This window comes from Streptomyces sp. BJ20 (assembly GCF_022869105.1).
Taxonomy (GTDB): domain Bacteria; phylum Actinomycetota; class Actinomycetes; order Streptomycetales; family Streptomycetaceae; genus Streptomyces; species Streptomyces griseoincarnatus.
Genome location: NZ_CP094918.1, coordinates 5,294,840 through 5,309,783, shown reverse-complemented (window position 1 = coordinate 5,309,783; position 14,944 = coordinate 5,294,840). Strand labels below are relative to the sequence as shown.

13 protein-coding genes are annotated in these 14,944 nt (G+C 73.1%); 7 read left to right on the top strand and 6 right to left on the bottom strand.

Features of this window, described 5'->3' with window-relative positions:
- The first annotated feature begins 132 nt into the window (after positions 1-132).
- Entirely contained in the window at positions 133-837 is a 705-nt protein-coding gene (gene fabG / locus MTR79_RS24010; RefSeq protein ID WP_244791945.1) for a 3-oxoacyl-[acyl-carrier-protein] reductase, read from the top strand.
- Between the two features lie 5 nt (positions 838-842).
- Positions 843-1,610 carry an enoyl-ACP reductase FabI gene (gene fabI, locus MTR79_RS24005; RefSeq protein WP_086699381.1) on the top strand — a complete coding sequence of 256 codons (768 nt, stop codon included), beginning with the start codon at positions 843-845 and terminating at the stop codon, positions 1,608-1,610.
- A 63-nt stretch (positions 1,611-1,673) separates the two neighbouring features.
- On the opposite strand, the gene MTR79_RS24000 is transcribed toward fabI, so the two are convergent.
- Positions 1,674-2,366: a FadR/GntR family transcriptional regulator gene (locus tag MTR79_RS24000; RefSeq protein WP_122216730.1), complete on the bottom strand. Its 693-nt coding sequence runs from the start codon at positions 2,364-2,366 to the stop codon at positions 1,674-1,676.
- A gap of 91 nt (positions 2,367-2,457) precedes the next feature.
- Here MTR79_RS24000 and MTR79_RS23995 point away from each other — a divergent pair, with 91 nt between their 5' ends.
- The 4 genes from MTR79_RS23995 to MTR79_RS23985 all read left to right on the top strand — a co-directional run bounded on the left by MTR79_RS23995 (position 2,458) and on the right by MTR79_RS23985 (position 5,235).
- Complete coding sequence (locus tag MTR79_RS23995; RefSeq protein WP_244793290.1) at positions 2,458-3,774, top strand: MFS transporter; 1,317 nt, start codon at positions 2,458-2,460, stop codon at positions 3,772-3,774.
- Between the two features lie 355 nt (positions 3,775-4,129).
- Positions 4,130-4,246 (top strand): SGM_5486 family transporter-associated protein, encoded by a 117-nt coding sequence (locus MTR79_RS33635; RefSeq protein WP_006132620.1) that lies wholly within the window; start codon positions 4,130-4,132, stop codon positions 4,244-4,246.
- Positions 4,247-4,446: 200 nt separating this feature from the next.
- Positions 4,447-4,653, top strand: a complete 207-nt coding sequence (locus MTR79_RS23990; RefSeq protein WP_033275602.1) for a hypothetical protein — start codon at positions 4,447-4,449, stop codon at positions 4,651-4,653.
- 63 nt (positions 4,654-4,716) lie between these two features.
- A complete protein-coding gene (locus MTR79_RS23985) occupies positions 4,717-5,235 on the top strand; it encodes a histidine phosphatase family protein (protein ID WP_244791944.1) in 519 nt (172 codons plus the stop codon).
- Between the two features lie 89 nt (positions 5,236-5,324).
- Here the strand turns inward: MTR79_RS23985 and serB are convergent, their stop codons facing one another.
- Both serB and MTR79_RS23975 read right to left on the bottom strand, forming a co-directional pair.
- The gene (gene serB / locus MTR79_RS23980; RefSeq protein ID WP_086705410.1) at positions 5,325-6,533 is read right to left on the bottom strand and encodes a phosphoserine phosphatase SerB; all 1,209 of its coding nucleotides are present in this window, start codon (positions 6,531-6,533) and stop codon (positions 5,325-5,327) included.
- Between the two features lie 907 nt (positions 6,534-7,440).
- The gene (locus MTR79_RS23975) at positions 7,441-9,198 is read right to left on the bottom strand and encodes a streptophobe family protein (RefSeq protein WP_244791943.1); all 1,758 of its coding nucleotides are present in this window, start codon (positions 9,196-9,198) and stop codon (positions 7,441-7,443) included.
- A 245-nt stretch (positions 9,199-9,443) separates the two neighbouring features.
- Between MTR79_RS23975 and MTR79_RS23970 the strand changes: the two genes are divergently transcribed.
- Positions 9,444-11,951 (top strand): FHA domain-containing protein, encoded by a 2,508-nt coding sequence (locus MTR79_RS23970; protein WP_086701870.1) that lies wholly within the window; start codon positions 9,444-9,446, stop codon positions 11,949-11,951.
- Between the two features lie 91 nt (positions 11,952-12,042).
- Here MTR79_RS23970 and MTR79_RS23965 read toward each other — a convergent pair whose 3' ends face one another.
- The 3 genes from MTR79_RS23965 to MTR79_RS23955 form a co-directional block, all read right to left on the bottom strand.
- Positions 12,043-12,765 (bottom strand): transglycosylase SLT domain-containing protein, encoded by a 723-nt coding sequence (locus MTR79_RS23965; protein WP_086701871.1) that lies wholly within the window; start codon positions 12,763-12,765, stop codon positions 12,043-12,045.
- A gap of 375 nt (positions 12,766-13,140) precedes the next feature.
- Positions 13,141-14,184, bottom strand: coding sequence for an S-adenosylmethionine:tRNA ribosyltransferase-isomerase (locus MTR79_RS23960; RefSeq protein ID WP_244791942.1), 1,044 nt, complete (start codon positions 14,182-14,184; stop codon positions 13,141-13,143).
- Complete coding sequence (locus tag MTR79_RS23955; protein WP_086704623.1) at positions 14,181-14,879, bottom strand: SDR family oxidoreductase; 699 nt, start codon at positions 14,877-14,879, stop codon at positions 14,181-14,183. Before MTR79_RS23955 ends, MTR79_RS23960 begins: the two co-directional genes overlap by 4 nt.
- Positions 14,880-14,944 lie beyond the last annotated feature (65 nt).

The window sequence follows — 14,944 nt, the reverse complement described above, 5'->3', positions numbered from 1 at the left end:
AGAGCGGCTCCCATGCCACTGTCGGTGCCCCGATGTCCCGCGGCGGACCGGGACCGATAGGTTTTTGATGCAGCCGCCTGTCGTCACGGTGTCCGGGCGGGTGGAACAGACCGCTATCGAAGGGGTGATCCGTTGAGCCGCTCGGTTCTCGTCACCGGAGGCAACCGGGGCATCGGCCTCGCCATCGCCCGCGCGTTCGCCGACGCCGGCGACAAGGTCGCCATCACGTACCGCTCGGGTGAGCCCCCGGCCGACTTCCTCGCCGTCCGGTGCGACATCACCGACGCCGAGCAGGTGGAGCAGGCCTACAAGGAGATCGAGGAGGCGCACGGCGCCGTCGAGGTGCTCGTCGCCAACGCCGGCATCACCCGGGACCAACTCCTGATGCGCATGTCCGAGGAGGACTTCACGTCCGTCCTCGAGACCAACCTCACCGGCACCTTCCGGGTCGTCAAGCGCGCCAACCGCGGCATGCTGCGCGCCCGCAAGGGCCGTGTCGTGCTGATCTCCTCGGTCGTCGGCCTGCTCGGCTCCGCGGGGCAGGCCAACTACGCAGCCTCCAAGGCCGGCCTGGTGGGCTTCGCGCGCTCCCTCGCCCGTGAGCTGGGCTCGCGCAACATCACCTTCAACGTCGTCGCGCCCGGTTTCGTCGACACCGACATGACCCGGGAGCTCACCGAGGAGCAGCAGGCGAAGATCCTCGCCCAGGTGCCGCTCGCCCGGTACGCGAAGACCGAGGAGATCGCCGCCGCGGTGCGCTTCCTCGCCTCGGACGACGCCTCGTACATCACTGGAGCCGTCATTCCCGTTGACGGCGGACTGGGAATGGGTCACTGACACACATGAGCGGAATTCTCGAGGGCAAGCGCGTCCTGATCACCGGTGTGCTGATGGAGTCCTCCATCGCCTTCCACACCGCGAAGCTGGCTCAGGAGCAGGGTGCCGAGATCATCCTGACCGCGTTCCCGCGGCCCACCCTGACCGAGCGCATCGCCAAGAAGCTGCCCAAGCCCGCCAAGGTCATCGAGCTCGACGTCACCAACGACGAGCACCTGGGCCGCCTGGCCGACGTCGTCGGCGAGGAGCTCGGCGGCCTGGACGGCGTCGTGCACTCCATCGGCTTCGCGCCGCAGGACGCCCTCGGCGGCAACTTCCTCAACACCCCGTTCGAGTCGGTCGCCACGGCCATGCACGTCTCGGCGTTCTCCCTGAAGTCGCTCACCATGGCCTGCCTGCCGCTGATGCAGAACGGCGGCTCCGTCGTCGGCCTCACCTTCGACGCGCAGTACGCCTGGCCGCAGTACGACTGGATGGGCCCGGCGAAGGCCGCCCTGGAGGCGACCAGCCGCTACATGGCGCGCGACCTGGGCAAGCAGAACATCCGCTGCAACCTCATCTCGGCCGGTCCCATCGGCTCCATGGCCGCCAAGTCCATCCCCGGCTTCGCCGAGCTGGCCTCCGTCTGGGACGACCGCGCCCCGCTGGAGTGGGACCTGAAGGACCCGGAGCCGGCCGGCCGTGGCGTCGTCGCCCTGCTGAGCGACTGGTTCCCGAAGACCACGGGCGAGATCGTCCACGTGGACGGCGGTCTGCACGCCGTCGGCGCCTGACGGACGCCCCGCACGAGGGCCCGCGCCTCCCGGGGGAGCGCGGGCCCTCGCGCGTGCGACGGGTCAGCCGTCGGCGGGAGCCGTGAACCGCCCGGGCTTGCACGCCATGGGGTAGGAGGCGGCCTCCTCGGCCGCCGTCGCCTCGTCGCCCACGCGGATCGCGTCCACCAGCCGGCTGTGGTCCATGTGCGTCTCCGGCGACATGTCCCCGCCCACGTCGTCGCGCAGCCAGTCCCGCAGCACCTCGACCAGGTCCGCGTACAGCGCGGTCATCACGTCGTTGTGCGAGGCCGCCACGACCGCCATGTGGAACGTCGCGTCCGCCGTCACGAACGTCTCCGCGTCGCCCGACTCCCATGCCTCCTCACGGCGCTGCAGCAGCGCGTCGAGCTGCTTGAGGTCCTTCTCCGTGCGCCGCTGCGCCGCCAGCCGCGCCGCGGAGGACTCCAGGGAGGAACGCAGCTCGGCGATGTGCCGGGGGTCGGCGCCCGCGAAGCGGCGGTGCATCACGCCTGCCAGCTCGCTGGTGGCGACCACATAGGTGCCCGAGCCCTGGCGGATGTCGAGCAGGCCGTTGTGCGCCAGCGCGCGCACCGCCTCGCGAACGGTGTTGCGGGCGACCCCCAGCTGTTCGACCAGTTCCGGCTCGGTGGGGATGCGTGAGCCGACCGGCCACTCGCCCGAGGTGATCTGGGCCCGCAGGGCGGCGATGACCTGTTCGGACAGCGCGGATCGGCGCGGATGGCTCAGAGGCATGCTCCACCTTCGCACGGCAGGCGCCGCGTGCGACGCGCGCGACATGGACAACCAATCATCCCATGATTCTATGATGGGTCGCATGACTCGTATGACTGGTGACGAGACCCGGACGGCCGCGTCCGCCGCCGCCCGTACGCCCTCCGCGTCCGTGCTTCCGGAACACCCCGGCGCCCCCGCGCGCGCGTGGCGGAAACGGCTGCTCGTCGTCGGCATCGTGCTGGCCGCCCTGAACCTGCGCCCCGCCATCACCAGCTTCGGCGCCCTGCTCGAAGAGGTGCGCGACGGGCTCGGCATGAGCGGCAGCGTGGCCGGGCTGCTCACCTCCCTGCCCGCGCTGTGCTTCGCCGTCTTCGGCGTCACCGCGCCCCGCCTGGCCCGGCGCTTCGGCCCCGGCGCGGTGGTGTGCGCGGGCATGGCCGCCATCGCCACCGGGCTGCTGGTCCGGCCCTTCGTCGGCTCCACCGCCGCCTTCCTGCTCACCAGCGGCCTCGCGCTCGCCGGCATAGCCGTGAGCAACGTGCTGATGCCGGTCATCGTCAAACGCTGGTTCCCCGACCGGGTCGGCTCCATGACCGGTCTGTACTCGATGGCCCTCGCCCTGGGCACCGCCTCGGCGGCGGCCGTGACCGTCCCGGTGACAAACGCGCTCGGCGGCGACTGGCAGGCCGGGCTCGCCGTCTGGGCCGCCCTCGCGGCGGCCGCCGTCCTCCCCTGGCTGCCGTTCGTACGGGAGCGGGGCGCGACCTCGGGGAAGGGAGCGCCAAAGCCGCCGCAGCGGGACGGACAGGCGCAGGGGGAGTCCGCCGGGCAGGCGCCGGTGCTGCGCATCACCCGCAGCCGTACGGCGTGGGCGCTGGCGGTGTTCTTCGGACTCCAGGCCACCGCCGCCTACATCACCATGGGCTGGATGGCGCAGATCTTCCGCGACGCGGGCGTCCCCGCCGGCCGGGCCGGACTGCTGCTGGCCGTCACCATGGTGATGGGCGTGCCGCTGGCCTTCGTCATCCCGCGCCTCGCCGCCCGGCTGCCCCGCCAGGGCCCGATCGTGCTCGCCCTGGGCGTCAGCGGCCTGATCGGCTACGCGGGCCTCTACTTCGCCCCGGCCGCCGGCGCCTGGGCCTGGGCGGTGCTGCTGGGAGTCGCCAACTGCGCCTTCCCGCTCGCGCTCACCATGGTCGGCATGCGGGCCCGTACGGGCGGGGGCGTGGCCCAGCTGTCCGCCTTCGCGCAGAGCACCGGCTACCTGCTCTCCATTCCCGGGCCGCTGCTGGTGGGCGTGCTCTACCAGCACAGCGGGGGCTGGGGGCTGCCGATCGCCCTGATGGCGGGGCTGATGGTGCCGCAGATGATCGTCGGGGTCCTGGCCGGGCGGGACCGCACGGTGGAGGACGAGGCGGCGGGCTGAGCCGCCCGGCGTACGGACTGGGGCGGTCCGTGTACGGGCTGGGGCGCCGGTGTACGGACCGGGGTGGTCCGCGTACGGGCTGAGGCGCCCGGGGTACGGACTGGGGCTGTCCGCGTACGGGCTGAGGCGCCCGGTGTACGAACTGGGGGGCGTGTGTGGGCTGGGGCGCCCGGCGTACGGACCGGGGCCCTCGGCCTAGGGACTGGGCCGTCCCTCCCCCCCCGGGCCACCTCCCCCCCCGGGCCGCCTCGCGTGCGGGGACGCCTCGCCCCGGGGCCGCCCGTCGCAAGGGGACGCCGCGCCCACCGGGCACCCCGTGGCCGGTGCCGCACGGGAAGGGTGCGACACTTTCCCCATGCCAGTCCTCGACCCGAACCCGCAGAACGGCCAGAAGAAGATGCTGCTCGTCTTCGGCGCGTTCTTCGCGATCTTCATCGTCATCGGCGTCATCGCGACGGTGCTCGCGCCCTGAGCGCGGGCGGCGGCGCCCGTGCCCCGAGCGCGGTGACCGGTTCCGCGCCCTGAGGGTGGTGCTGGCACCACCGTCCCCTAGGGGGCCAGGCTCAGGGTCAAGTGGGTGGATCACCGGATGGGTTGACGCCCCGCCGATCCGTACCTTCGAGATGTGGCCGCGACCGGCGGCCGCGGAGCACTCGAAGAGCGGAGGCACCCATGTCGGCGCGCACGCACTCCCGGCCCGTTCCGGCCCCCCGGGCCGGTGCCGCCACCCGGCTGCCGTGGTGGGCCCTGGCCCTCCCCACCCTCGCCTTCGTGGCCCTGCTCGCCCTCGTCCTCAACCCCTCCGACGCGCACGCGACCGCCGGTGAGCCCGCGCTCACCCTCCTCGTCGAGCGGGCGCAGCAGCTGATGGCCCGCTGAACGCGCCGGGGCGCCGGTCAACTCCCTGCGCCCCGTGGCCTGTTTCATGCGAAGCTGGGTGTCATGAGCGTCGCAGAACCCCGCAGGATTGTCCTTTTCCGGCATGCGAAAGCCGACTGGCCTCCGGTGTCCGACCACGAGCGGCCCCTCGCCGAGCGAGGCCGTCTGGACGCCGCGGCCGCCGGCCGCAAGCTGGCCGACTCCGGCGTCGCCTTCGACCTGGCCCTGTGCTCCACGTCGGTCCGCACCCGCGAGACCTGGAAGCTCGCGGTCCATGAGTTCCCGAAGCGGCCGAAAACCGTCTACGAGGAGCGGATCTACGAGGCCTCGCCCGGCGAGCTGATGGCCCTGCTCAACGAGACCCCCGACGACGCGCAGAACGTCCTGCTGATCGGACACAACCCGGGCGTGCAGGGGCTGGCCGACATCCTCGGCGGCGCGTCCGAGGGCGACGCGCGCGAGCGCATGACGCGGCGCGGCTTCCCCGCCGCCGCCTTCGCGGTCCTGACCTTCACCGGCCCCTGGAAGTCCCTGGAGCCCGGTACCGCCACGCTGGTCGACTACTGGGCGCCCACCGAGTGACCCCCGGCTGACCCGCCCGGCACGCCAGGGGCCCGGCACCGACCTCGTCGGCGCCGGGCCCGTCCGTCGTCACGGCCGGTGCGCGCGGCTCAGTCGCCTGCGAGCGTGTCCGCGGCCTCGACCTCTTCCCGCGTGATGCCCAGGAGATAGAGGACGGTGTCCAGGAAGGGGACGTTCACGGCCGTGTGCGCGGCCTCCCGCACCACCGGCTTGGCGTTGAAGGCGACACCGAGACCGGCCGCGTTCAGCATGTCCAGGTCGTTCGCGCCGTCACCGATCGCCACCGTCTGCGACAGCGGCACCCCCGCCTCGGCCGCGAAGCGGCGCAGCAGCCGGGCCTTGCCCGCCCGGTCCACGATCTCGCCGGTCACCCGGCCGGTGAGCTTGCCGTCGACGATCTCCAGCGTGTTCGCCTGGGCGAAGTCCAGACCGAGGCGCTCCTTCAGGTCGTCGGTGACCTGCGTGAAGCCGCCCGACACCACGCCCACCTGATAGCCGAGCCGCTTGAGCGTACGGATCAGGGTGCGGGCGCCCGGCGTCAGACGCACCTCGCTGCGCACCTTGTCGATCACGGAGGCGTCGAGGCCCTCCAGCAGCGCCACCCGCGCGTGCAGCGACTGCTCGAAGTCCAGCTCCCCGCGCATCGCCGCCGCCGTCACCTCGGCGACCTGGTCCTCACAGCCGGCGTGCGCCGCGAAGAGCTCGATCACCTCGTCCTGGATGAGCGTGGAGTCCACGTCCATCACCACCAGGCGCTGCGCCCTGCGGTACAGGCCCGCCGCGACCACCGCGATGTCGATCCCGAACCGGGCCGCGTCCGTCACCAGCGCGGTGCGCAGCGCCTCCGTCTCCACGCCGGACACCGCGAACTCCACGGCGGTCACCGGGTACTTGGCGAGCCGGAAGATGCGGTCGATGTTGCCGCCGGCCCTGGTGATCCGCGCGGCGACCGCGGCCGTCGCCTCCGAGGTGAGGGGGTGGCCCAGCACCGTCACCAGGGACCTGCCGATACCGCGGGGACGGTTGTCGCCCCTGCCCGAGATGATCTCCGCCTGCATCTTGATCGACTCCGCCCAGCTGTGGACGGTCGCCCGCAGGTCGCCCTCCATCCCGGCCGGGGGCTGGGTCACGAGCGCGCACAGCACGATGCGGCCGCGGGTGACGACCTGCTCGATGTCGACCACGTCGACGGAGTAGGCGGCGAGTGTGTCGAAGAGGCCGGCCGTGATGCCGGGCCGGTCCTTGCCGAAGATCTTGACCAGGAGGGTGGGAACGTCGGAGGTCTGCGATGCGCTCATGGTGCTCTTACCGTATCCGGCACGGAGTGCCCCGCGCCCGCGCGGTCCGCCCTCCGGACACCCCGCCCGGTCCCGCGCCCCCCCCGCCTCACCCCAGCCGTGAACACGGCCCGGCCCGGCGTCGGGCGCCAGGTCCGGCCCAGCCCCGTCGACCCACGCGCCCGGCGGAGGCCCGCCCTGCCCGATGCCGGCCCGGCGCAGACGATGATCCCCCGACTCGAGCCGAGGACACGCGGACCGCATCCCGACCCGCCGCACAAGCCGCTCGATGACGAACGCCCGGCTCTGCGGAGGCTGCGGCCCGGGCGCCCCGCAGCAGTGTGCGCACGCCCCGTCCGGCTCCGGCTGCATCCTGTCCGGCCGGGTGCGCCGTGCCCGGCTGCACCGGCTCCGGTGGCGGGCGCCCCGGTTCTGCGTCGGCCTGTGGCGGCGGGTGCCTCGCAGCAGTGTGCGCGCGGCGGTCCGGCGCCGGCCGCATCGTGTCCCGCTGAGTATCGCCGCGCCCAGCGTGCCCAGCGTGCCCGGCTGCACCGGCTCCCGTGGCGGGCACCTGGTTCTGCGTCGGCCTGTGGCGCGGGTGCCTCGCAGCGCAGTGTGCGCGCGGCCGTCCGGCGCTGGCCGCATGGTGTCCCGCCGAGTACGCCGCGCCCAGCGCGCCCAGTTGCACCGGCTCCGGTGGCGGACGCCCCGTTCTGCGTCGGCCTGTGGCGGCGGGCGCCTCGCAGCAGCCTGTGTGCGGCCGTCCGGCGCCGGCCGCATCCTGTCCGGCCGGGTGCGCCGGGCCCGTACCCGGCTGCACCGGCTCCGGTGGCGGCGCGCCGCCCGACCCGCCCGGCCGCGCGTGGGCGCCGCCCGGTCCGTGCCCGGACCGGAGTCGGCCCGGGCACGACCAGGCCCGGCCCGCCTATTACCGTCCCCCCGACCCCCGGGCGCCCTCGTCTCCACCCTCGGGTTCACGCGCCCCCGAAGGGCGGGGCGCCGGCGGTGGTGGGGGAGGGGGCGGGACCCCGTCCGGCCACAGGCGGCGGCGGTCCGGGCGGGGTGGGCGTGGGGGCGGGGCGGGGCCGGCGACCGTGGGGGCCGCCGCCACGTCGTCCGCGCCGCCACCCGTGTCCCCGGGCGCGCTCCGGCCCGGCACCGCGTCCTCGGGGGCGCCCCGTTCCGTCCGTGCCCCCGGCAGCCGTAGATACGGATTGGTGTCCGGGTCGGGCAGGCGGTACGGCAGCCCCGGCCGGTAGGGCCCCGAGGGCGTGGGCACCGACGAGCGCTCGTCCCCGGCACCCCGTGCCAGTACCGCCACCCGCGTGCCCGCCACCCCGCACGCCCACGCCAGCAGCGCCCCCACCGCACCCGCCGCCGCACCCCACACCGCACCGAGCAGCGCCGCCGCGCCGAGCCGCCCGCTCAGGTCCAGCCCCGCGGCGAACGCCTCGTACCCCAGCACCGACAGCGAGGCGCCCACGGACACCTCCGTGAGCCACACCAGCACCGGTAGCGTCACCGCCGTGGCGGCTCCCAGCCGCACCGCACACCGCGCTGCGAAACCACCCGCCCCCGGCGCACCCCACACGGGCGTCCGCACCCCCGTCAGCACGCCCGCCAACAGCATCGCAGTCGCCGCCCCCAGGCCCAGCAGCCACACCCGCCCGTCCAGCTCGGCCAGCGCGCCCAGGGTGACCGGCTCCTCCGTCCCCGTCCGCAACAGATCGTCCAGGGGACGCGGCAGCGCCCCCAGCAGGGCACCGTCCCCACGGGCGTCCCACGGGACGAACAGCCCGACCGACACCCCCAGCCACACCCCGTTCGGCGCCCCCAGCAACGCGGCCCCGGCGATCCGGCGGGGATGGTCGTCGCCGGCCGCCGCGTACCCCGCGGCGGCGATTCCCGCCGCCGCCGCGACCAGCAGCACCGCGACGAGCGACGAGACCACCGGCCGCACCACCCGGTGCAGGGCGTCCCATCCGCGCGGCAGCGGAGTGCGCCGGGACGCCAGCAGCGCGACCAGCAGCACGCCCGCCGACCAGCCCAGCCCGGCCAGCAGCGTCGGCGCCGTGTCAACGGCGAACCCCACCGTCACCTCCGCGTCTACCAGGTCCCCCACCCGGTCCGGCAGCAGCTCCCCGACGTCGCCCAGCCCGGGGACGTCCAGCCCTCCGCCGCCGTCCGAGCCGGGCGAACCGTCCACACCGAGCGCGGCCACGTCGACGGTGATCACGTCGTGGCCCGCCCACGCCAGCCCGCCCGCCGTCGCCACGGCCAGCGCGACCACCGCGCCCACCCGCGCGGCGAGTTCACGGCCGGACACCGCAACTCCCGCCACCCGTAAGGACCTCAGGAAGATGAGGGAGAGCAGCAGCGCCCCCACCAGCCCCACGCCGAGCGGCATCACGTCGACCGCCGTGTCCGCCTCGGCCCCGGACAGTCCGAACATCGACACGTTTCCCGTCGGCGTCACCGAACCGCCCACCGCCAGCGCCACCACCGCTGCGGCCATGGGCCCCGACGACCCCGCCGTGTCCGCGTCCAGCAGACGCAGTCCCACCGCGGCCGTCCCCGCCATCCCGATCAGCGCCCAGCTCACCGCGGCGACCGCGGACATCACCACGTCCGCCCACGGCACAGTGGTGGCGCGCCCCGGCCCGGCGGAGCCTGTGGCAGTACTCATGGGCAGACCCCCCGATCCGCGGAGCGGCCCGGCAGGCCGCACATGTCCCCCTCGCGTGGTTTACCACTCTCCGGGGCGATTTCAACCCCGGTCCGGACAGGGCCGTCGACGCCTTGTCGCCGGGTCGTGACAGGGCCGACTTCCGGTCGGAGGGCCGGGCCTGAAATAGTTCCCCCCGATGTTCGACATCCCTAGACTCCCTGCGACGGGGGAAATTCGGGGGAAACAACTCAGTGGGGCATGGAGTGCCGGAACTCGTACTGGAAGCAAACGGACGCACCTGGACGCTCGATCCGTCCAGGTCCTACACCCTGGGACGTGACCCCCAGGGCGATGTCGTCCTCGACGACGCCAGGGTGTCCTGGCGTCACGCCACGATCAGCTTCAACGGCCGCAGTTGGGTGATCGAGGACCACGGCAGCACCAACGGCACCTTCGTGCAGGGTCAGCGGATCCACCACCTGGAGTTCACCGCCGACACTGTGCTGAACCTGGGCAACGCGAACGACGGGCCGCGCGTGACGCTGTCCGGTGTCGCCGCCGCCGTACCGCAGCCGCAGCAGCCGTACGCCGCCCAGGGCGCGGGCGCCGGCTGGCAGCAGCCCCCCGCCCAGCAGCAGCCGCCGGCCCAGCAGGGCTGGCAGCAGCAGCCGCAGCAGCAGAACGCGCCGCACATCCCGCAGCAGCAGGGCCCCGGTGGCGGCGCGGGGGCGCCGCCGGTCTACGGCGACCGCAGTCCCACGACGTTCCACCAGTTCTCGCTCGGCCGCGTGATGCGCATCGGCCGCGCCCTGGAGAACGACCTGGTCGTCTCCGACCTCCAGGTGTCCCGCAACCACGCGGAGTTCCACTCGACGCCCGACGGGCGCATGGAGATCCGCGACCTGGGCTCGCACAACGGCACCTACGTCAACGGCCAGCCGATCGCCAAGGGCGGCTCGCAACTGCTCGGCCCCACCGACATCGTGGGCGTCGGTCACTCGACGTTCCGGATCGTCGGCGACCGGCTCGAGGAGTTCGTCGACACCGGTGAGGTGTCCTTCTCCGCCCGCCACCTGACCGTCACGGTCGACGGCGGCAAGCAGATCCTGAAGGACGTCTCCTTCGGCGTCCCGGAGAAGTCCCTGATCGCGGTCATCGGCCCCTCGGGCTCCGGCAAGTCGACGCTGCTCAAGGCGCTCACCGGCTACCGTCCCGCCAACGAGGGCGAGGTGCTGTACGACAACCGCAACCTGTACAAGCAGTTCGCCGAGCTGCGCCAGCGCATCGGTCTGGTCCCGCAGGACGACATCCTGCACAAGGAGCTGACCGTCAAGCGCGCCCTGAAGTACGCGGCCAAGCTGCGCTTCCCCGCCGACACCACGGCCGCCGAGCGCCAGGCCCGCATCGACGAGGTGCTGCGCGAGCTGAAGCTGGACATCCACAAGGACAAGAAGGTCACGTCCCTGTCCGGCGGCCAGCGCAAGCGCGTGTCGGTGGCGCTGGAGCTGCTCACCAAGCCGTCGCTGATCTTCCTGGACGAGCCGACCTCCGGTCTCGACCCGGGCATGGACCGCGACGTCATGCAGCTGCTGCGCGGCCTCGCCGACGACGGCCGCACGGTCCTCGTGGTGACCCACTCGGTGGCCGAGCTCGCCATCTGCGACAAGCTGCTGGTGATGGCGCCGGGCGGGTCCGTCGCCTACTTCGGCCCGCCCGAGGAGGCGCTGAACTTCTTCGGCTACGACACCTGGGCCGACGTCTTCTCCGCCTTCGAGAACTACCGCGACTACGACTGGGCGGGCCGCTGGAAGGGCTCGCAGCACTACCAGATGTACGCCGCGGACATCGACGCGGTCGCCCCGCAGTCCGTACAGGTCCCCGCGATGCAGGCGATGAAGCCGCCGAAGCCGCAGGGCTGGGCGTCGCAGTTCACCACGCTGGTGCGCCGCTATGTGTCGGTGATCGCCTCCGACAAGGGCTTCCTCGCCCTGTCGATCATCCTGCCGCTGGTCCTGGGCTCGGTCAGCCTGCTCATCGACCAGGGCAAGGACCTGCTGGTCAACACGGAGATCAACCCGAGAACGGGCAGGCCCGTCGGCAACGGCACGGCGCTCACGGTGCTGCTCATCCTCGCGGTGGGCGCGTGCTTCGCCGGCGCCGCGAACTCCGTCCGTGAGCTGATCAAGGAACGGGTGATCTACGAGCGGGAGCGCGCCACCGGCCTGTCCCGCTCGGCGTACCTGATGTCGAAGGTCTTCGTGCTGGGCCTGATCACCATGATCCAGGGCCTGATGATCGGCGTCATCGGCTTCTCCAGCCGCACGGTGCCCGACGAGGGCCTGGTCCTCGGTGGCCAGATCCTGCTGGAGCTGTGCATCCCGATCATGGCGCTGGGCTTCACCGCGATGATGTTCGGCCTGATCATCTCGGCCCTGGTGAAGACCGCCGAGAAGACGATGCCGCTGCTGGTGATGTTCGCGATCGTCCAGGTCGTCTTCACCGGCTGTCTGTTCCCCCTGGCCAACTCGGTCGGCGTCAACGAGCTGTCGTACCTGATGCCGTCGCGCTGGGCGGTCGCCGCCGCGGGCACCACGCTGGACTTCAACAACATCAGCCCGCCCGCCAAGGGCGACAGCGACGACCCGCTGTGGGAGCACGCGGCCGGCGCATGGGCGATGGACATGGGCGCGCTGCTCGCGCTCGGTCTGGTCTGCGGCTTCTTCGTGGCGCGCTTCCTGCGCCGCCACGAGCCGGAGGTCATGCGCAAGTAGTCCCGCCGTACGGCCCCGAAGGGCGGCACCCCGTCAGGAGGGTGCCGCCCTTCGGCGTCTGTGTGCGGAGGGAGAGGTCCGCGCCGACCTCTCAGTACGCGCTGTCGACGTTGTCCATGGTGCCGTACTTGTCGGCCGCGTAGTTGCAGGCGGCGACGATGTTGGCGACCGGGTCGTAGATGTTCTTCGGGGTGCCCTTGACGTGGTACGCCTCGAAGGTCGGCGGGATCACCTGGAGCAGACCCTTGGAGGGGATGCCCTTCTGGGCGTTGATGTCCCAGAGGTTGATCGCCTTCGGGTTGCCGGAGGACTCCCGCATGATGTTGCGGTGGATGCCCTCGTAGGAGCCGGGGATCCCGTTCTTCTTCATGATGGACATGGCCTCGCGGATCCAGCCGTCGAGGTTGTTGCCGTACTTCTTCGGAGCGGCCTTCTTCACCTCGGCGCGCTCGGTGGAACGGCTCGCGGACTCCGCCGCCTGGCGGGCCTTCGCGGCCTTGGCCTCGGCGGCCGCCTTCTTCTTCGCGGCGGCCTCGGCGGCGGCCTGCTTCTTGGCCGCGATCTGCTCGACCTTCACGCTGGCGCCGGCGAGCTGGCTGTTCACGTCGGCCTTGACGCCCTGGATCTGCTGGGTGCTGTAGGCCACCTTCGCCGTCTGGGCGGGAGCCTCGGCCGTGGTCGTCGTCGAGGCGTTGCTCGGGACCGCCGAGAAGCCGATGGCGGCGGCGCCGAGAGCGGCGACACCCGCGGCGGCGATCTTGTGGTGACGGGTCAGGGCTCGACCATGACCACGGGTGAGGATGTGCTTGGGCATGCGGAACGGACCTCTTCGAATAGCGCGGAGGTCGCTCGATGTCCGATGGGACTGGTGCTTCTCCGGCACACGAACGCCGCGGGCCAGAAGCCCACGGCGCTGAGCGACGCAGCCATTGTTAGCGGCCGCAAAATCGCCGGGCAAAGGTGTGACCTACGAAGCCAGGTAGTGGATCAGGGGTGTGTCAAACCGGGCAGATGGGACTGTTTCCCCCGCTTGTAAGGGCGGTATGAGTCTCCTAATCCGCTTCGTACGTGATGTGCGCCCTATGCCTGGCCTCACACCCCGCCCCCTCCCTCCTTACCGCGTGTTGCTGTCGCAACGCGCTGTGTGAGGAGTTCCGCTCTGTCGGCCGGGACGGTCCGCGCCCCTCGGTCAGTACGGCAGCAGCAGGTGCACGTCCCCGAACTCGTGCCACAGGTAACGCCCGTCCAGCGCCTCCTCGTAGCCCCGCGCGACCGCCTCCCGCCCCGCGACCGCCTCCAGCATCAGCAGGTGCGACGCCCCCGGCTCGTGCAGCCCGGTCAGCAGCCCGTCCACCGCCCGCACCCCCCGCTCCGGGGTCACCACCAGGTCCGTCCAGCCCGCACGGGCCCGCACCACCCCGTCGGGACCGGCCGCCGACTCCAGCGCCCGCACCGCCGTCGTCCCCACCGCGACCACCCGGCCGCCGCCCTCCCGCACCGCGCCGACCAGCCGCGCCGTCGCCTCCGGCACCGCGAACCGCTCCGGGTACGGCGGCTCGTGCGCCTCCGCCGACGCCACCCCCGTGTCCAGCCGCACCGGCGCGACCTGCACCCCGCGGCTCACCAGCTCCGTCACCGTCCGCGCGGTGAACGGACGCCCCGCACTCGGCATCTCCGCGCTCCCCGAACCGTCCCGCGACGGCAGCGCGAACACCGTCTGGTACGCCGACAGCGGCTGGTCGCGCTCCGTGTACGCGTACCGGATCGGCCGCCCGTGCGCCCGCAGCAGCCCCGGCACGTCCCGCGACACCCGCGCCCACCACAGCCGCGGCGCCCCCGCGCTCAGCGGCTCCTCGACCCGCAGCCGGGCACCCCCGGCCAGCCGCACCCCTGTACCCGCACGCGTGCCCGCGCGCACGCGCGTGGTGCCGCGCCCGTCCGGGTCCCGCAGCTCGACCGCCCAGCGCCCGTCGTCACCGCGCGTGGAGAAGTGCACCACCACGCGCGCGTCGCCGGCCCGCCCGTCGACGGCCGCCGCCAGCGTGGGCGAGGTGTTCACCACCAGCAGGTCGCCCGCGCTCAGCAGCAGTGGCAGCTCCGCGAACGCGTGGTGGGACACCTCGGTGCCCCGCGACACCAGCAGCCGCACCGCGTCCCGGTCCCGGCCGGGCGCCCGCCGCTCCGCCGGCACCCGCGCCGACAGCTCCTCCGGTACCCGGAACGTGACCGTCACCGCCGTCCCTCCAGCAGCGCCGGGGCGCCGTAGCGGCCACTGGCCGGCCGCTCCTGAAGCAGCCGCAGGAACCCCGGCACCACCGTCTCCGGCTCCGGCCGCGGATCGTCGTCGTCCGGCACGGCCGCCGCGTACAGGTCCGTCGCCATGTCCCCCGGGTCGACCGACCACACCCGCAGCCCCGGTTCCTCCTCCGCCAGTACCGCCGCCAGCTGGTCGAGACCCGCCTTCGACGCGCCGTACCCGCCCCACGTCGGATACGCCTCCGCGGCGGCGTCCGAGCTCACCACCAGCACCGCGCCCGCCTCGGCGGTCCGCAGCAGCGGCAGCGCCTCCTGCACCAGACCCAGCGCGGCCACCAGGTTCACCTCCAGCGCCCGCCGCAGCCCCTCCAGCGGCAGCTCCGCCAGCCGCACCAGCGGCTCGGCGCCCAGCGCGCTCGCGTTGTGCACCAGCAGGTCCACCCCGCCCAGCCGCCAGGCCGCCGCCACCAGCTCCGCCCGGTGCGCGGGGTCCGTGACGTCCCCCGGCACCGCCGTCACCCGCGTGCCGTGCGCCGAGACCAGCACCTTCGTCTCCGCCAGGCGGTCCTCGCCCCGCGCGTCGAGCACCAGGTCCCAGCCTCGCTCCGCCAGCCCCGCGGCCAGCGCCCGTCCGAGCCCTTTCGAGGCTCCCGTGATGATCGCAACCGGCATGACAACCGTCCCCTCGTCCGTGGTGTCGTCCCGCCCTGTCGGCGTGTGATCAACGTAGGAAGCCG